At 68.7% G+C, this 17,585-nt stretch carries 15 protein-coding genes and 1 tRNA gene; 4 read left to right on the forward strand and 12 right to left on the reverse strand.

Annotated features, from left to right (window positions below):
- Position 1 precedes the first annotated feature (1 nt).
- Positions 2-78: transfer RNA gene (locus ACFO27_RS02360), tRNA-Pro, on the forward strand.
- A 20-nt stretch (positions 79-98) separates the two neighbouring features.
- Positions 99-509 (forward strand): DoxX family protein, encoded by a 411-nt coding sequence (locus ACFO27_RS02365; protein ID WP_376815831.1) that lies wholly within the window; start codon positions 99-101, stop codon positions 507-509.
- A 17-nt stretch (positions 510-526) separates the two neighbouring features.
- Here ACFO27_RS02365 and ACFO27_RS02370 read toward each other — a convergent pair whose 3' ends face one another.
- From ACFO27_RS02370 to ACFO27_RS02380, 3 genes are read right to left on the reverse strand one after another with little or no spacing between them, the layout of a single operon-like run.
- Positions 527-1,891, reverse strand: coding sequence for an ATP-binding protein (locus ACFO27_RS02370; protein WP_376815832.1), 1,365 nt, complete (start codon positions 1,889-1,891; stop codon positions 527-529).
- Positions 1,888-2,553: a response regulator transcription factor gene (locus tag ACFO27_RS02375; RefSeq protein WP_376815833.1), complete on the reverse strand. Its 666-nt coding sequence runs from the start codon at positions 2,551-2,553 to the stop codon at positions 1,888-1,890. Before ACFO27_RS02375 ends, ACFO27_RS02370 begins: the two co-directional genes overlap by 4 nt.
- Positions 2,550-2,906, reverse strand: a complete 357-nt coding sequence (locus ACFO27_RS02380; protein WP_376815834.1) for a PepSY domain-containing protein — start codon at positions 2,904-2,906, stop codon at positions 2,550-2,552. The genes ACFO27_RS02375 and ACFO27_RS02380 overlap by 4 nt, the downstream gene beginning before the upstream one ends.
- Before the next feature lie 165 nt (positions 2,907-3,071).
- Between ACFO27_RS02380 and ACFO27_RS02385 the strand changes: the two genes are divergently transcribed.
- The gene (locus tag ACFO27_RS02385; protein WP_376815835.1) at positions 3,072-4,700 is read left to right on the forward strand and encodes an acyl-CoA synthetase; all 1,629 of its coding nucleotides are present in this window, start codon (positions 3,072-3,074) and stop codon (positions 4,698-4,700) included.
- A gap of 81 nt (positions 4,701-4,781) precedes the next feature.
- Here ACFO27_RS02385 and pstB read toward each other — a convergent pair whose 3' ends face one another.
- From pstB to ppk1, 5 genes are all read right to left on the reverse strand, one after another.
- Positions 4,782-5,564 carry a phosphate ABC transporter ATP-binding protein PstB gene (pstB, locus tag ACFO27_RS02390; protein ID WP_323024473.1) on the reverse strand — a complete coding sequence of 261 codons (783 nt, stop codon included), beginning with the start codon at positions 5,562-5,564 and terminating at the stop codon, positions 4,782-4,784.
- Between the two features lie 12 nt (positions 5,565-5,576).
- Positions 5,577-6,437 (reverse strand): phosphate ABC transporter permease PstA, encoded by an 861-nt coding sequence (gene pstA, locus ACFO27_RS02395; protein WP_376815836.1) that lies wholly within the window; start codon positions 6,435-6,437, stop codon positions 5,577-5,579.
- Positions 6,437-7,378 (reverse strand): phosphate ABC transporter permease subunit PstC, encoded by a 942-nt coding sequence (gene pstC, locus ACFO27_RS02400; RefSeq protein WP_376815837.1) that lies wholly within the window; start codon positions 7,376-7,378, stop codon positions 6,437-6,439. The genes pstA and pstC overlap by 1 nt, the downstream gene beginning before the upstream one ends.
- Positions 7,379-7,499: 121 nt before the next feature.
- Positions 7,500-8,546 (reverse strand): phosphate ABC transporter substrate-binding protein PstS, encoded by a 1,047-nt coding sequence (pstS, locus tag ACFO27_RS02405; RefSeq protein ID WP_376815838.1) that lies wholly within the window; start codon positions 8,544-8,546, stop codon positions 7,500-7,502.
- A gap of 263 nt (positions 8,547-8,809) precedes the next feature.
- Positions 8,810-10,879 carry a polyphosphate kinase 1 gene (gene ppk1, locus ACFO27_RS02410; protein WP_376815839.1) on the reverse strand — a complete coding sequence of 690 codons (2,070 nt, stop codon included), beginning with the start codon at positions 10,877-10,879 and terminating at the stop codon, positions 8,810-8,812.
- A gap of 83 nt (positions 10,880-10,962) precedes the next feature.
- Between ppk1 and ACFO27_RS02415 the strand changes: the two genes are divergently transcribed.
- Positions 10,963-12,453 carry a Ppx/GppA phosphatase family protein gene (locus ACFO27_RS02415; protein WP_376816388.1) on the forward strand — a complete coding sequence of 497 codons (1,491 nt, stop codon included), beginning with the start codon at positions 10,963-10,965 and terminating at the stop codon, positions 12,451-12,453.
- Between the two features lie 47 nt (positions 12,454-12,500).
- Here ACFO27_RS02415 and ACFO27_RS02420 read toward each other — a convergent pair whose 3' ends face one another.
- The 4 genes from ACFO27_RS02420 to ftsH all read right to left on the reverse strand — a co-directional run bounded on the left by ACFO27_RS02420 (position 12,501) and on the right by ftsH (position 17,583).
- Positions 12,501-13,250, reverse strand: a complete 750-nt coding sequence (locus tag ACFO27_RS02420) for a GNAT family N-acetyltransferase (RefSeq protein ID WP_376815840.1) — start codon at positions 13,248-13,250, stop codon at positions 12,501-12,503.
- Positions 13,251-13,358: 108 nt separating this feature from the next.
- Positions 13,359-14,699 carry a phosphoglucosamine mutase gene (glmM, locus tag ACFO27_RS02425; RefSeq protein ID WP_376815841.1) on the reverse strand — a complete coding sequence of 447 codons (1,341 nt, stop codon included), beginning with the start codon at positions 14,697-14,699 and terminating at the stop codon, positions 13,359-13,361.
- Entirely contained in the window at positions 14,696-15,478 is a 783-nt protein-coding gene (gene folP / locus ACFO27_RS02430) for a dihydropteroate synthase (RefSeq protein WP_376816389.1), read from the reverse strand. The genes glmM and folP overlap by 4 nt, the downstream gene beginning before the upstream one ends.
- 200 nt (positions 15,479-15,678) lie before the next feature.
- The gene (ftsH, locus tag ACFO27_RS02435) at positions 15,679-17,583 is read right to left on the reverse strand and encodes an ATP-dependent zinc metalloprotease FtsH (RefSeq protein WP_376815842.1); all 1,905 of its coding nucleotides are present in this window, start codon (positions 17,581-17,583) and stop codon (positions 15,679-15,681) included.
- Positions 17,584-17,585 lie beyond the last annotated feature (2 nt).

The raw sequence follows: 17,585 nt of genomic DNA on the forward strand, positions 1-17,585 counted from the left end.
TCGGGGCGTAGCGCAGCCTGGTAGCGCATCTGCTTTGGGAGCAGAGGGTCGCATGTTCGAATCATGTCGCCCCGACCAACTACGAACGAGGAAATCCCATGTCTTCTTCCACGTACGACGATCTGGGCAAGCTGATCCTGCGCCTGGGCCTGGGCATCCTGCTGCTGCTGCACGGCCTGTCCAAGCTGGACGGCGGCGTGGGCTGGCTCGTGGACATGCTGGGCCAGCGCGGCCTGCCCGGCTTCGTGGCCTACGGCGTCTACATCGGCGAAGTCCTGGCCCCGATCCTGATCATCCTGGGCGTGTTCTCCCGCCTCGGCGGCCTGATCGTCGTGGTCAACATGCTGTTCGTCTTCGGCCTGGTCCACATGCACCAGCTGTTCGAACTGGGCAAGAGCGGCGGCTGGGCGCTGGAACTGCAGGGCCTGTTCCTGGTCGGCGGCATCGCCATCACCCTGTTCGGCGCGGGCGCCTACAGCCTGGGCGGCCGCAACGGCCGCTGGAACTGACCCCCGCCTGAAAAGACCTAGGCGGCCGGCAGGGTGATCACCACCCGCGCGCCGCCCAGGTCGCCGGCCTCGATCCGCGCCCATCCACCGTACAGGTCGGCCAGGTCGCGCACGATCCCCAGCCCCAACCCCGAGCCGGGCGTGCGCTCGTCGGCCCGCCTGCCGCGCTCGAAGACCATCTCGGCGCGCTCGGAACTCAGGCCCGGGCCGTCGTCCTCCACCTGGATCGACAGCTCGCCGTCCGTGCGGCGGGCGGTGACGCACACCTGCCGGCGCGCCCATTTTCCGGCGTTGTCCAGTACGTTGCCCAGCATTTCCTGGAAATCCTGGGCCTCGCCGCGAAACGCCAGCTCGCCGGGCACGCCGCTCAGGTCGTAGACCAGCCCGCGCTCGGCGTGGACGCGCTCCATGACCCGCACCAGGCCTTGCAGCAAGGGCAGGATCGGGCTGCGCAGGCCGGTCACGCGCACCGCCGCCGCGGCCCGGGCGCGGGCCAGGTGATAGTCCACCTGCCGCCGGGCGGCCTCGACCTGCTCGGCCACCAGGCGCGGCAGCGCCGGATCCCCCGCCCGCGCGGCGTTGGCCATGACCGCCAGCGGCGTCTTCAGGGCGTGCGCCAGGTTGCCGGCCTGCATGCGCGCCCGCTCCAGGCCCTCCGCGTTGCGGCCCAGCACCAGGTTGAAATCCTCGACCAGCGGCTGGACTTCCATGGGGAATTCGCCTTCGATCCGGTCCGCGCGGCCCTCGCGCAGGGCAGCCAGGCGCTCGCGCAGCCGCGCCAGGGGCCGCAGGCCGAAGCCGACCTGCATCCAGGCGGCCACCCCCATGCCCAGCGCCAGGATGCCCAGGGCCACGGCCAGCATGCGGTCGAAGCGGCCGACGGGTTCGGCCCACAGGGCCTCGTCCGCGGCCACCGCCAGGATCAGCGTATCGATCGGGCCTTCGGCGGGATGGACCTCGCGCAGCCGCATCCGCAGCGGTTTTCCGCCCGGGCCGGGCGCCTGCGTTTCCGTGTCGCTGCCCGGAGTCAGATCGCCGGCCGGATACGGCAGATGCGCGTCCCACAGGGACCGCGAGCGCAGCAGCTGGGCGAACCGCGATCCCGACGAAGGCACCGAGATCTGCCAGTACAGGCCGGAGAACGGATGGCCGAAACGCGGATCGGTCGGCTGGGCGGCCAGGGATACCTGGCCCTGGCCATCGACCTGCAGCGAGGCGGTCAACTGGTCCAGGTGGATGTTCAGCTCGGACTGCAGCTGGGCCTGGATGTGCTGGCGGAACAGGCGCTGGATGCCCCAGCCGGCCAGCGCCACGCTCAGCAGCGTCCAGGTCAGAGTGACGACCAGCAGGCGCAGGCGCAGCGACGGATGCGGCGCCGTCATCGCGGGTCGGCCGACAGGCGGTAGCCCAGGCCGCGCACCGTCTGGATCAGGCCCGGCGGGATCTTGCGCCGCAGGCGGGCGACGAAGACCTCGATGGTGTTCGAATCGCGGTCGAAATCCTGGGCATAGATGTGCTCCACCAGCTGGCCGCGGGACACGACCTCGTCCTGGTGCATCAGCAGGTAGGCCAGCACCCGGTATTCGTGGCTGGTCAGCTCCAGCGGCGCGCCGTCCAGCAGGATGCGCGACTGGCGCGTGTCCAGCAGCAGCGGCCCGCAGCGGATGTCGGCCGTGGCGTGCCCGCCGGCGCGGCGCAGCAGCGCGCGCACGCGGGCCTCGAGTTCTTCCTGGTGGAAGGGCTTGGTCAGATAGTCGTCGGCGCCCGCGTCGATGCCCGCCACCTTGTCGTGCCAGTTGTCGCGCGCCGTCAGGATCAGCACGGGCATCGCCCGCCCCGCCTCGCGCCAGGCCCGCAGCACCGACAGGCCGTCGCGTCCGGGCAGGCCCAGGTCCAGCACCACCAGGTCATAGGGTTCGACCAGCCCCTGGTGCTCGGCGTCCAGGCCGTCGGCGGCCACGTCGACCACATAGCCGGATTTCTCCAGCGCCGTCTTCAGCTGCGAAGCCAGCAGCGGCTCGTCCTCGACGACCAGCAGCCTCATGGATGCCCTCCTTCGCGGCGCAGCGGCCTCGTGCCCACCCACAGCGTCTCGCCCGTGCGGGCGTCGATCTTCAGCTTGGTCAGCCGGCCCTGGTCCTGCAGCAGCTTCAATTCATAGATCCAGCGGCCGCGGCACGCGCCGCAGTCGTCATCGTCGTCTTCCCGTTCGAACTCGACCTTCAGGACCTGGCCCGGATAGTCGCGCGCCACCCGCGCCAGGACGTCCTGCAGCGGCAGGACTTCTCCCAGGGCCTGGAGCCGTTCGGCCATGTCCCGGTCGTGGTTGTGCGCCCCGGCGCCCCCGGCCCAAAGCCCCAGGGCCAGCGCGCCCGCCAGCATGTCTCGGCGACGCATGGCAGACTCCTCGTTCGATCGATGGGCCCTACGATATCAGGAAGCGCATGAACCCGGAATGAATGGCGCGGCCTGGCAGGCGGATGTGCGCCGCTGTACCATGATTCCCATGCCCCGCCGGCGTCGCGGGGCGGGCAAAGAGAAGACAAAAGACGAGGAGACAACATGCTGCACGCGCAAGGCGACTACCGGCAAACCCGCGATGCATTCACCTGGGCGGTGCCGGAGCGCTACAACATCGGGGTGGACGTCTGCGACCGCTGGGCCGACGGCAGCGGCCGCCTGGCCCTGGTCGTGGATCGCGGGGACGCCACGGCGCAACGCCATACCTTCGACCAGCTCAAGCTCTGGTCCGACCGGCTGGCGCTGGCGCTGCGCGCCCGGGGCGTGTCCCGGGGCGACCGGGTGGGCATCCTGCTGCCGCAATCGCTGGAAACGGCGCTGGCCCACCTGGCCGCGTACAAGCTGGGCGCCATCGCCGTGCCCCTGTTCACGCTGTTCGGCACCGACGCCCTGCGATATCGCCTGGGCGATTCGGGCGCCCGCGCACTGATCACGCACACCGAGGGCCTGGGCAAGATCGCCGCGATCCGCCAGGACCTGCCGGAACTGGGCTGCGTGCTGGACGTGGACGCGGATGCCGGAGACGCCTCGTTCTGGGAGGCGATCGAATCGCAGGACAGCCTGGGCTTCACGCCCGCGGACACCGCCGCCGACGATCCGGCGATCATCATCTACACCTCGGGCACCACCGGCAAGCCCAAGGGCGCGCTGCACGCCCACCGGGTACTGCTCGGCCACCTGCCGGGGGTGGAGATGTCCCACAATTTCTTTCCCGAGCGCGCCACCCTGATGTGGACTCCGGCCGACTGGGCCTGGATCGGCGGCCTGCTGGACGTCCTGATGCCGTCCTGGCACCACGGCGTGGCCGTGCTGGCCTGCCGCTTCGCGAAGTTCGACGCCGCCGTCGCCTGGCAACTGATGTCCAGGCACAAGGTCAGCCACACCTTCCTGCCGCCCACGGCCCTGAAGATGCTGCGCACGCTGCAGGATCCCGAACGCCACGGCCGCCTGGACCTGGCCTCGGTGGCCAGCGGCGGCGAATCCCTGGGGCCGCAGCTGATCGACTGGGGCCGCCGGGCGCTGGGCGTGACCATCAACGAGTTCTACGGCCAGACCGAGTGCAACATGATCGTCTCGTCCTGCGCCGCCCTGTTCGAGCCCCGCATCGGCGCCATGGGGCGGCCGGTGCCGGGCCACGAAGTCCGCATCATCGACGAGGCCGGCCAGGTCCGGCCGCCCGGGGTCGAAGGCCACATCGCCGTGCGCCGGCCCGACCCGGTGATGTTCCTGCAATACTGGCAAAACCCGGAAGCCACCGCCCGCGCCTTCATCGGCGACTGGCTGGTGACGGGCGACCGGGGCGTGTGCGACGAGGACGGCTATCTCTGGTTCAAGGGCCGGGGCGACGACGTGATCACCAGCGCCGGCTACCGCATCGGCCCGGGGCCGATCGAGGACTGCCTGCTGGGCCATCCCGCCGTGCGCCTGGCGGCGGTGATCGGGGTGCCCGACCCGCAGCGCACGGAAATCGTCAAGGCCTGCATCGTGCTGAACGAAGGCTACACGGGCGACGCCGCGCTGGTCGCGGACATCCAGGACCACGTGCGCCGCAAGGTCGCCGCGCACGAATACCCGCGGCTGATCGAATTCATGGACAGCCTGCCCATGACGACCACGGGCAAGGTGCAGCGGGGAGTATTGCGGGCGCGGCATGATGATCTCAAGCCGTAGCAGCTCTCCACCTCGCGGCTTGCAAGCCGCTCGGATTCGATCGGCTCAGGATGGTCCGCAGGGACCATCCTGAGTCCGATCTCATCCAAATCTTCCCGTGATGTAGTCCTCGGTTTCCTTGCGGGCGGGCTTGATGAAGACCTGGTCGGTGGGGCCGAATTCCATCAGCTCGCCCAGATACATGTAGGCGGTGTAGTCGGAACAGCGCGCCGCCTGCTGCATGTTGTGGGTGACGATGACCACGGTGTAGTCGGACTTCAGTTCCGCGATCAGTTCCTCGATCTTGGCCGTGGAGATCGGGTCCAGGGCGGAGCACGGCTCGTCCAGCAGCAGGACCTCGGGCTTGATCGCCACGCCGCGCGCGATGCACAGGCGCTGCTGCTGCCCGCCGGACAGGCCGTGGCCGCTCTGCCCGAGCTTGTCCTTGACCTCGTTCCACAGGGCCGCCTTGGTCAGGGCCCATTCCACGCGCTCGTCCATCTCGCCCTTGCTCAGGCGCTCGAACAGCCGCACGCCGAAGGCGATGTTGTCGTAGATGCTCATGGGAAACGGCGTGGGCTTCTGGAACACCATGCCGACCTTGGCGCGGATCAGGGAAATGTCCAGCCGGGAATTAAGCAGGTCCTCGCCGTCCAGCTCGATGACGCCTTCGGCGCGCTGGCCCGGATAGAGCTCGAACATGCGGTTGAAGGTGCGCAACAGCGTGGACTTCCCGCAGCCGGACGGGCCGATGAAGGCCGTGACCTTGTTTTCCGCGATGTCCATGTTGATGTCGCGCAGGGCGTGGAAGCCGCCGTAGTAGAAGTTCAGGTTGCGCACGGCCAGTTTCGTGCGTTCTCGGGCGGCGGACGGATGCAGGGTCATGGTCGGAATCGATTATTTGCGAAACAGGCTGCGCGCGGCGATGTTGATCCCCAGCACCAGCAGGGTGATCAGCGCGGCGCCCGCCCAGGCCAGCCGGTTCCAGTCCTCGAAGGGACTGGCGGCGTACTGGAAGATCACCACGGGCAGGTTGGCGATGGGGGCGTTCATGTTCAGCGACATGAACTGGTTGTTCAGGGCGGTGAAGAGCAGCGGCGCGGTTTCCCCGGCGATGCGGGCCACGGCCAGCAGGATGCCGGTGAGGATGCCCGAGCGCGCGGCCCGGTAGCAGATGAAGACGACGACGCGCCATTGCGGGCATCCCAGGGCGGCGGCGGCCTCGCGCAGGCTGTTGGGCACCAGGGACAGCATGTTGTCCGTGGCCCTGACCACCACCGGGATGACCAGGATGGCCAGCGCGAACGCCCCCGCCCAGCCGGAATAATGGCCGACCTGCGCCACGTAGATGGCATAGATGAACAGGCCGATGATGATGGACGGCGCCGACAGCAGCACGTCGTTCAGGAAGCGCGTGGCCGGCGCCAGCCAGCCGCGGCGGCCGTATTCGGCCAGGTAGGTGCCCGCCAGCACGCCGATGGGCGTGCCGATCAGCGTGCCCACGGCCGACATCAGCACGCTGCCGACGATGGCGTTCAGCAGGCCGCCGTCGGCCCCGGGCGGCGGCGTGCTTTCCCAGAACAGCGTCAGGGACAGGGCGGAACCGCCCTTGAGCAACAGCGTGAGGATGATCCAGGCGAGCCAGAACAGGCCCGAGCCCAGGGTCAGGCCCGAAAGCGTCAGCATCACGCGGTTGAACAGGCGCCGGCGCCGGTAGACGGGATTGCCGAGGGCGATGGAGGAATCGGAGAGGGCCATCAGTGTTTCGTGCCTTCTTTGCGCGCCAGTTTCAGCAGCATGAACTTCGACAGGGCCAGCACCACGGTCGTGATCAGGAACAGGATCAGGCCCAGTTCCAGCAGGGCCGATTTCTGCAGGCCGCCGGCCTCGTTGAATTCGTTGGCCAGGGCCGAGGCGATGGAGTTGGAGGGCGAGAAGATCGAGGAAGGCAGGTTGAAGGCGTTGCCGATCACGAAGGTGACCGCCATGGTCTCGCCCAGCGCGCGGCCCAGGCCCAGCATGATGCCGCCGATGACGCCGTGCTTGGTATAGGGCAGCATGATCTTCCAGACGACTTCCCAGGTGGTGCTGCCCAGGCCGTAGGCGGATTCCTTGAGCATGGGCGGAACCTGCTCGAACACGTCGCGCATCACCGCCGCGATGAAGGGGATGATCATGATGGACAGGATCAGGCCCGCCGTGAACAGGCCGATTCCCATCGGCGGTCCGCCGAACAGGTGCTCCAGCACCGGAATGCCCTCGAAGAAGTCCACCAGGTGCGGCTGGACGTATTCCTGGAACAGGGGCACGAATACGAACAGGCCCCACATGCCGTAGATGATGGACGGGATCGCGGCCAGCATCTCGATCGCCACGCCCAGCGGACGGCGCAGCCAGACGGGGGCCAGTTCGGTCAGGAACATGGCGATGCCGAAGGACACCGGCACCGCGATCAGCAGCGCGAGAAAGGCGCTGATCACCGTGCCCAGCATCGGCACCAGCGCGCCGTAGCTGTGGCGCACGGGATCCCAGTCGTTGGTCCACAGGAACGGCAGGCCGTATTCGGCCAGGGAATCCCGGCTGCCGTAGACCAGGGACGCCAGGATCCCGGCCAGCAGAATGAAGACGAAGAACGCAAACAGGCGGGTCAGGTGCCGGAAGCCGGCATCCACCAGAAGGCTGCGCTGCGTATTGGCCATAAGGGATTCATCCGTGACGACAGGATCCCCGGCGATGCCGGGGATCCGCATCGGAATTCGAAAACCGCTATTTTCCCACAGGCGGGGCGGCGGCGCGCCGCCCGCGGGAGTGACTTCGAGCTTACTTCCAGACGGCCGAGCCGTCTTCGCCGCGCACCTTCTCGGCCCAGACGCCGCGGATCTTGGCGGTCACGTCGTCGGGCAGCGGCACGTAGTCCAGTTCGCTGGCCATGGTGCCGCCTTCGCGCCAGGCCCAGTCGAAGAAGGCCAGGACTTCATGGGCGCGCTTGGGGTCGGCCTGCTTGCCGTGCACCAGGATGAAGGTCGCCGCCGTGACCGGCCACGAATCCGCGCCCGGCTCGTTGTTCAGGACCAGGCCCATGCCCGGCGCCGAATCCCAGTCGGCGTGCGAAGCCGCCGCCGCGAACGCCTGCTGCGAGGGCTGCACGAACCGGCCTTCGCGGTTCTGCAGTTGCGCCCAGGCCAGGCCGTTCTGATGCGCGTAGGCGTATTCCACGTAGCCGATGGAGTTGGCCAGCTGGCGCACGTAGGCGGCCACGCCTTCGTTGCCCTTGCCGCCCTGCCCGGTGGGCCACTTGACCGCCTTGCCCTGGCCGACCTGTTCCTTCCAGGCGGGAGACACCTGGGACAGGTAGTTGGTCCAGCCGAAGGTCGTGCCCGAGCCGTCCGAGCGGTGCACCACCACGATGCCCTTGGCGGGCAGCTTCAGGTCCTTGTTCAGGTCGGCGATCGCCGGATCGTTCCACTTCTTGATCTTGCCCAAGAAGATGTCCGCCAGCACCGGACCGGTCAGCTTGAGCTGGCCTTCCTTGATGCCTTCGACGTTGACGACCGGCACGGTGCCGCCGATGACGGCGGGGAACTGGACCAGGCCGTTCTTTTCCAGGTCCTCCGGCTTCATCGGATCGTCCGAAGCGCCGAAATCGACCGTCTTGGCGATGATCTGCTGCTGGCCGCCGCCCGAGCCGATGGACTGGTAGTTGACGCGGTTGCCGGTGACTTCCTGGTACTTGGCCGCCCACTTGGCGTAGATCGGATAGGGGAAGGAGGCGCCCGCCCCCGTCAGGTCGGCGGCGTGCGCCGCGACGCCCGCGGCGGCCATCATCGCCAGGCCGGCGGCGCATTGCGTCAGAATCCGTTTGAGCATGTCGTAAACCCTTTGTGGTTTGCAATGTTCGGCGGCCCGGAAGAATTTCACTGGACCGTCAGGACGACATGGTAGAGGGTTGAAGTGACAGTTTAATGACAACGGATTCCCCACCTCACGCCTTGCAAGGCGCTCCGATTCGATCGGCATGAAAGGGTCCGCAGGGACCCTTTCATGTCCGATCTCATCCCACCTCGCGGCTTGCACGCCGCTCGGATTCGACAGGCACGAAATAGTCCGCAGGGACTATTTCGTGTCCTGTCTCATCCCAACCTCGCCATCAGGTGCTGGTGCAGGTTGAAGGCGGCGCGGCGGTTGCGCACGCGCAGGTAGCGGCCGTCGGGCTGGGCCGCCCAGGCGAGCTGGTTGTCCCGCCAGGCGAAAGTGAAGGCCTCGTCGATGACCCGGCGCCGCAGGGTCTTGTCCAGCACCGGGAAGGCGAGCTCGACCCGCCGCAGGAAATTGCGGTCCATCCAGTCGGCGGAGGACAGGTACAGGGGCTCGGCGCCGTCCTGGTAGAAATAGAACACCCGCGAATGCTCCAGGAAGCGGCCGATGATGGAGCGCACCCGGATATGGTCGGACAGCCCCGGCACGCCGGCCTGCAGCGCGCAGGCCCCGCGCACGATCAGGTCGATGCGCACCCCCGCCTGGCTGGCCTCGTACAGGGCCCGGATCACCTCGGGCTCCAGCAGGGAGTTCATCTTCGCGCGGATCCGCGCGCGCTTGCCCGCGCGGGCGAATTCGGTTTCCGAGCGGATCAGGCGCAGCACCGTCTCGTGCAGGGTGAAGGGCGACTGCAGCAGCAGCCTGAGCTCGCGGCGCGCGCCCAGGCCAGTCAGCAGGGAGAACACCTGGTCCATGTCCTCGCACATCTGCTGGTTGGCCGTCAGCAGGCCGAAATCGGTGTACAGCCGCGCCGTGCGCGGATGGTAGTTGCCCGTGCCCAGGTGCCCGTAGCGGCGGATGCGGCCGTCCTCGCGGCGCAGCACCAGGGCCATCTTGGCGTGCGTCTTGTGCCCCACCACGCCGTAGCTGACGTGGGCGCCGACTTCCTCCAGGCGCGCGGCCCAGTTGATGTTGGTCTGTTCGTCGAAACGCGCCATGAGCTCGACCACCACCGTGACTTCCTTGCCCGCCCGGGCCGCCGACAGCAGCAGCCCCATCAGTTCGGAATCCTCGCCGGTGCGGTAGATGGTCTGCTTGATGGCCACGACCTGGGGATCCAGCGCCGCGCTGCGCAGGAACATCAGCACGGGCTGGAAGGACTGGTAGGGATGGTGCAGCAGGTGGTCGCGCGCCGCGATGGCCGCGAACAGTTCTTCGGGCCGCTCCAGGCCGCCGTCGAACGGCGCCGGCATGCGCGGCCGGAAGGCCGGGTATTCCAGATCGGGACGGTTGACCCGGTTGCACAGCTGCATCAGCCGGGCCAGGTTGACCGGACCGTTGACGCGATAGGTGTCGGCCGCCCCGAGGCCGAATTCGCGCTGCAGGAACAGCTCCAGGTCGGGCGGCATGGCGTGCGCGATCTCCAGACGCACCGAGGCGCCGAAATTGCGCTGCGAGAGTTCGCCCTGGAGCGCCTGGCGCAGGTTGGTGATTTCTTCCTCGTCCACGAACAGGTCGCTGTTGCGCGTCACCCGCCATTGGTAGCAGCCCTGGACGTTCATCCCCGGGAACAGGTCGCCGACGAAGGCGTTGATCAGGGTGGTGAGCAGCATGAAGCCGTCCGGGATGCCGGCGATCTCGGCGGGCACCTTGATCATGCGCGGCAGCGCGCGCGGCGCCTGGACGATCGCGATGTGGCCTTCGCGGCCGAAGGCGTCCTCGCCGCTGAGCGAGACGATGAAGTTCAAGCTCTTGTTGTAGACGCGCGGAAAGGGATGCGCCGGATCCAGGCCGATGGGGGTCAGCAGCGGCATCACGTCGCGGCGGAAGATGCCGTAGGCCCATTCCCGCTGCAGGTCGGTCCAGCCCGTCGAATAGATCAGGCCCACCCCGTGTTCCATCAGCTTGGGCATGACCTCGCCCGTCAGCAGGCGGTTCTGGCGGTCCACCAGGGCGTGCGCGGCCCGCTGCACCCGGTCGAAGGCCTCGTCGGGCGTCATGCCGTCCACGCCCCGCAGTTCCGGCGTCTGGCGCTGCTGTTCCTTGAGGCTGGCCATGCGGATCTCGAAGAACTCGTCCAGGTTCGAGCCGACGATGCACAGGTAGCGCAGGCGCTCCAGCACCGGCACGTCCGTGCGCTCGGCCATGGAGAGCACCCGCTCGTTGAATTTCAGCACCGACAATTCACGGTTCAGGAGAACCGGCATTTCCTCGACGGCCCGCATGCGCGCCTCACAATCCTGTCATGAATCGGCCACTATAATCGCACAGTGTGACATTCTCTGGTGTGAACAGGTCCTAAATCATGGTGGATAACCGGCTCGCCTCGATCGACCTGGGCTCGAACACCTTCCGGCTATCCATCGGACGCATCGTGCGCCACGGCGGCGGCGCCCAGATCTACGCCGAAGACAAGCTGCGCGAGCTGGTCGCCCTGGCCAACGGCCTGGACGAACACAAGCGCATCGACGCGGCCACCGTGGACCAGGCCCTGGCGGCGCTGCGGCGCTTCGGCGAACGTCTGCGCGGCTTCTCCCCCGCCAACGTCCGCGCCGTGGCCACCAACACCTTCCGGGTGGCGCGCAACGCGGCCGAGATCCTGCCGGCGGCGGAACGCGCCCTGGGCTTTCCGATCGAAATCATTTCCGGCCAGGAAGAGGCCCGCCTGATCTACCTGGGCGTGATCCAGGACCTGCCGCCATCGGACCACCGCAGACTGGTGATCGACATCGGCGGCGGTTCCACCGAATTCATCATCGGCCAGCACGACCAGCCCCTGGAGCTGGCCTCGTTGGAACTGGGCTGCACCACCTGGACGCGGCAGTTCTTCCCCCTGGGCCGCATCACGGAGGCCCGCATGCGCCAGGCCGTCCTGGCGGCGCGCGGCGCCATCGAAACCATCGCCAGCCGCTACCGCGGCACGGGCTGGCAGGAAGCCTACGGTTCGTCGGGCACCGCCAAGGGCCTGCTGGCCATCCTGGTCGAGAACGGCCTCAGTCCCCGCGACATCACCCTGGACGGCATGGAGCGTCTGCGCGCCGCCCTGGTGGCCGCCGGCCAGGTCCGCCTGCAGGACTGGGCGGGCCTGAAGCCGGAACGCGTGCCGGTGCTGCCCGGCGGCCTGGCCATCATGATCGCCGCCTTCGAGGAACTGGGCATCGAACGGATGCGGGCAGGCGACGGCGCCCTGCGCATCGGCGTGCTGCACGACCTGCTGGGCCGCGATTCGCACCAGGACCGGCGCGACGAGACCGTGCGCCAGATGCGCGGCCGCTACCAGCTCGACACGGCCCAGGCCGGCTTCGTGCGCAACCTGGCGCTGCAGCTGTTCGACCAGCTCGGCCTGGGGGCCGAACCCGACACGGCCGAACTGCGGCGGGCGCTGGCCTGGACGGCCGAGCTGCACGAAATCGGCCTGGCGATCGCCCGCGACGACTACCACAAGCACAGCGCCTACATCCTGGAACACGCCGACATGCCGGGCTTTTCGCACGACGACCAGCGGCTGCTGGCCTTCCTGGCCCTGGGCCATCAGGGGCGCCTGGCCAAGGTCCGCCGCTACGCGCCCGACCGCGCGCGCTGGCTGGCCCTGTGCTGCCTGCGCCTGGCGGTCCTGCTGCTGCGCCGCCGGGAGCCCCTGGGCCCGCTGTCCCTGCGCCTGCAGGCCCAGGACCTGCGCATCGCCCTGCGCATCCCGTCGGGCTGGCTGGCCGCCCGCCCCCTGAGCGGCTTCCAGCTTAAAAAGGAAGCGGCGATCTGGCGCAAGGCCGGCTTCGCGCTGGACATCATCGAGGCCTGAAGGCCCGGTGCGGCGCGCCTCCGGCGCACGGCTGCCGGACGGGGCCGCTAGGCGATTCCGAAATGCCGCCGGTAGCGGGGATCCAGCCGTTCCAGGTCCAGCAGGATCGGAAAATCGGCGGTATGGAAATCGGGGTCCCAGGCCGGCGCGCCGCAGATCGTGGCGCCCAGGGCCAGGTAGCCCTTGATCAGCGGCGGCACCCGCGCCGGCAAGGCGCTGTCCAGGTGGTCCACCGGATAGGGATGCAGGGGCCGGATGCGCGGCGCGCCGGGATCGCGCGCCATCAGCGCGCGCGCCTGGCGCCAGACTTCCGAGGCCGTGGCCCCGCCGTCGCGCAGGCTGACGCTGGCGCAGCCCAGCATGTAGCGGTAGCCCCCCTGCTTCATGACCTGGGCCAGCCCCGACCACAGCAGCATGATGGCCGTGCCGTGCCGGAATCCGGCATCGATGCAGGAGCGCCCGACCTCGACCAGCCACGGGCGCAGCGCCGCCAGGGGGCCCAGGTCGAATTCGGATTCGGAATAGTAGCCGCCCGCCTGGCGCGCGGCTTCGGGCGTGAGCAGCCGGTAGGTGCCCACCACCTGGCCCGTGCCCGTGTCGCGCACCATGAAATGCACGCACCAGGGATCGAAGCGGTCGACGTCGCGGTCGCCCTCGGCCTGGGGGAACACCGCGCCCATGTCCTCCGTGAACACCCGGAACCGCAAGCGCTGCAGGGCTTCCAGCTCCGCCTGCGTATGGGCGACGGTCAGGGCCAGTCCACCGGCCTCGGCCCCGGGCCAGTCTATGCGTTTCATCGATCCCGCGTGCAGGGAAGGGCTTTGAACGAGCATGGCGGACTCCCGAAAGTCACGATATCGGGGACATTCTGCCGATGCTCTGTGTGAATCATGTGACAGCGGCGCTCAGGCCAGCTTGACCGCCACGAGCCGGCGCACGCCTTCCTCCGCCAGCGCCTCGTCGTCGGCCTCGACCATGAGGCGCAGCTTGGGCTCGGTGCCCGAGGCCCGGATCAGCACCCGGCCCCGATCGCCCAGCGACGCGCGCACCGCGTCCGAGGCCTCTTTCAGGCCGGCATGCGTCTGCCAGTCCAGCCCGGGCGCGAGCGGCACGTTGACCATCTTCTGGGCATACATGGACAGATCGGCCACCAGGTCCGCCAGAGGCGCGCCGGCGTGCCGCATGGCCGCCAGCACCTGCAGGGCGGCGACGATGCCGTCGCCCGTGGTGTGGCGATCCAGGCACAGCAGATGGCCGGAGCTTTCGCCGCCGTACAGCCAGCCGTGCTGGCGCAGGACTTCCAGCACGTAGCGGTCGCCGACCTTGGCCCGCTCGAACGGGATGCCCAGCTCGCGCATGCGGCGCTCGAAACCGAAATTCGTCATCAGCGTGCCGACCACCCCCTGGATGGGCTGCGCGCGGGCGCGGTCGCGCACGATGGCGTAGAGCAGCTCGTCGCCGTTGAACAGGCGGCCGGAGGCGTCCACCATCTGCAGGCGGTCGGCGTCGCCGTCCAGGGCGATGCCCAGGTCCGCTCCCTGGGCCGCCACGGCGGCGACCAGGGTCTCGGGGTGCGTGGCGCCGACCTTTTCATTGATGTTGAAGCCGTCGGGCTCGCAGCCGATCACGGAAACCTCGGCCCCCAGCTCGCGGAACACGTGCGGCGCGATGTGGTAGGCGGCGCCGTTGGCCGCGTCCACCACGATCTTCAGGCCCTGCAGGTCCAGTTCGTTGGGGAAGGTGCTCTTGCAGAATTCGATGTAGCGGCCCGCCGCGTCGTTGATGCGCCGCGCGCGGCCCAGCCCGGCCGAATCGGCGCAGCCCAGCGGTTCGTCCAGCAGCGCTTCGATGGCCTCTTCGGTCTCGTCGGGCAGCTTGGCGCCAGCCCCGGAAAAGAACTTGATGCCATTGTCGTAGTGCGGGTTGTGGGACGCGCTGATGACGATCCCGGCCGCCAGGCGCCAGGCGCGGGTCAGGTAGGCGACCGCCGGCGTCGGAATGGGGCCGGCCAGCATCACGTCCACCCCGGCGGCGGACAGGCCGGCCTCCAGCGCGGATTCCAGCATGTAGCCGGAAATGCGGGTGTCCTTGCCGATGACCACGGTCGGCCGCCCGGCCGATACGGCGCCGCGCGCCAGCACGCGACCCGCCGCATAGCCCAGCCGCAGGGCGAACTCCGCGTTGATCCGATCGCCGCCGACGATGCCGCGCACCCCGTCGGTCCCGAAATATTTGCGTGCGCTCATGCACGGACTCCTCGTTCGACGGCCGACCATACCCGCAGGGCATCCACGGTGTCGGCCACATCATGGACGCGCAGGATGTGCGCGCCCCGCATCGCGCCGGCCAGGGCCGCGGCCACGCTGCCGCCCAGGCGCCGGGACGCGGGGCGGCCCGTGACGGCGCCGATCATGGACTTGCGCGACAGGCCCAGCAGGCTGGGGTAATCCTGTCCCACGACCTGCGGCAACCGCCGCAGCAGGGTGTAATTGTGCTCCGCGGTCTTGCCGAAACCAAATCCGGGATCGAGCACGATGCGGTCGGCCGCGATGCCCGCCTGGCGCAGGCGCCGGGCGCCCTGGTCGAGATAGTCGCGGACTTCCGCGACCACGTCCTCGTAGGCCGGCGCGTCCTGCATGGTGCGCGGCTCGCCGCGCATGTGCATCAGGCACAGCGCGCAATCGGAATCCGCCACGGCCTCGACCGCCCCCGGCGCCGAAAAGCCGCCGATGTCGTTGATCATGTCGGCTCCCGCCTCCAGGGCGGCCCGCATCACGGACGGCTTGCAGGTGTCCACGGACAGCGGCACGCCGCAGTCGCGCAGGGCTTCGATCACGGGCAGGATCCGGCGCAGTTCCTCGTCGGCGGGGACCGCCCGGGCGCCGGGGCGGGTGGACTCGCCGCCGATGTCGAGCAGGTCGGCGCCTTCCTCGACCAGGAGGCGCCCATGGGCGACCGCCTCGTTGGCACGGAAGTGCGCGTTGCCGTCGGAAAACGAATCCGGCGTGACGTTGACGATCCCCATGACCAGGGGGCGTTCCAGGGACAAGCGGAAACGCCCGCACTGGACATGTTGAAGAACCCCGGCCTGGGGGCCGGAGTGCTCCAGCCCCCCGACAGGGGCGCCTTCGGCACCGGATGGCGATGGCCGCGCTTGGCCTCGCCCTGAAGGGCGAGGCGTGCGCTCTGGCGCGTGGTCAGGCATAGGAAAAGCCGCCGGGCGGATCAGACCGGCGTCGCGGCGGGGCCCTTGTCGTTGCTGGCGGCCGGCTGGCCGGCCGACGGGGCCTGCGGCGGCGTGTCGCCCCCCGAGGACGGCGGCTGCGGCGCGCGCGGCGGACGGCCGGACATGATGTCGTCGATCTGCTCGGCGTCGATGGTTTCCCATTCGAGCAGGGCCTTGGCCATGGCGTGCATCTTGTCCTGGTTGGATTCGATCAGGTTGCGCGCCACGCCGTACTGCTCGTCGATGATGCGGCGGATCTCGGAATCGACCTTCTGCATGGTGGCCTCGGACACGTGCGTGGTCTTGGTCACGCTGCGGCCCAGGAAGACTTCACCCTCGTTCTCGGCGTACACCACGGGCCCCAGGGAATCGGTCATGCCGTAGCGCGTGACGATGTCGCGGGCGATGGCGGTGGCGCGTTCGAAGTCGTTGGAGGCGCCGGTGGTCATCTGGCCCATGAAGACTTCTTCCGCGATGCGACCGCCGAACAGCACCGCGATGGTGTTCAGCAGGCGTTCCTTGTCCATGCTGTAGCGGTCGCCCTCGGGCAACTGCATCGTCACGCCCAGCGCGCGGCCGCGCGGGATGATGGTGACCTTGTGCACCGGGTCGGTCTTGGGCAGCAGGCGCGCCACCAGCGCGTGGCCGGACTCGTGGTAGGCCGTGTTGCGGCGTTCTTCTTCCGGCATGATCAGGGAGCGGCGCTCCGCGCCCATGATGATCTTGTCCTTGGCCTTTTCCAGGTCGGACATGTCCACGGTGCGGCCGTTGCGGCGCGCGGCGAACAGCGCGGCCTCGTTGATCAGGTTGGCCAGGTCGGCCCCGGAGAAGCCCGGGGTGCCGCGCGCCAGCACGTTCGGATCGACGTTCTGGGCGATGGGAACCTTGCGCATGTGGACCTTCAGGATCTGCTCGCGGCCGCGGATGTCGGGCAGCGACACGACCACCTGGCGGTCGAAGCGGCCCGGGCGCAGCAGCGCCGGGTCCAGCACGTCGGGCCGGTTGGTGGCGGCGATCACCAGCACGCCCTGGCCGGTCTCGAAACCGTCCATTTCGACCAGCAGCTGGTTCAGGGTCTGCTCGCGCTCGTCGTTGCCCCCGCCCAGGCCGGCGCCGCGCTGGCGGCCCACGGCGTCGATTTCATCGATGAAGATGATGCAGGGAGACTGCTTTTTCGCGTTCTCGAACATGTCGCGAACGCGGGCGGCGCCCACGCCGACGAACATTTCGACGAAGTCCGAACCGGAAATGCTGAAGAACGGGACCTTGGCCTCGCCGGCGATGGCCTTGGCGAGCAGGGTCTTGCCCGTGCCCGGAGGGCCGACCATCAGCACGCCGCGCGGGATGCGGCCGCCCAGGCGCTGGAACTTGGTGGGGTCGCGCAGGAAATCGACCAGTTCCTGGACGTCTTCCTTGGCCTCGTCGCAGCCGGCGACGTCGGCGAAGGTGATGTTGTTGTTGTTTTCATCCAGCATGCGCGCGCGCGACTTGCCGAAGCTGAAGGCCCCGCCCTTGCCGCCGCCCTGCATCTGGCGCATGAAGAAGATCCAGACCCCGATCAGCAGCAGCATCGGGAACCAGGAAATGAACAGGCTGGTCAGGAAGGAAGGTTCCTCGCGGGCCTTGCCGGAGACCTGGACGCCGTTCTTCACCAGTTCGGGCACCATCCACAGGTCGCCCGGCGAGGTCAGGCTGTAGGAACGGCCGGATTCCGGGGACACGTAGATCGTGTCGCCCTGAATGTCGACCTTGTTGATGCGGCCGGCGCGCGCGTCGTTCATGAATTGCGTGTAGCTGACCGAATCCCCGCTCGCGACCGGATGTCCGTCGAACTGCTTGAACACCGTGAAGAGCACGAGCGCGATCACCAGCCAGACCGCAACCTTGGAAAACGAGTTGTTCAAAG

It is taken from the genome of Castellaniella denitrificans (assembly GCF_042653765.1).
Lineage (GTDB): Bacteria > Pseudomonadota > Gammaproteobacteria > Burkholderiales > Burkholderiaceae_B > Castellaniella > Castellaniella denitrificans.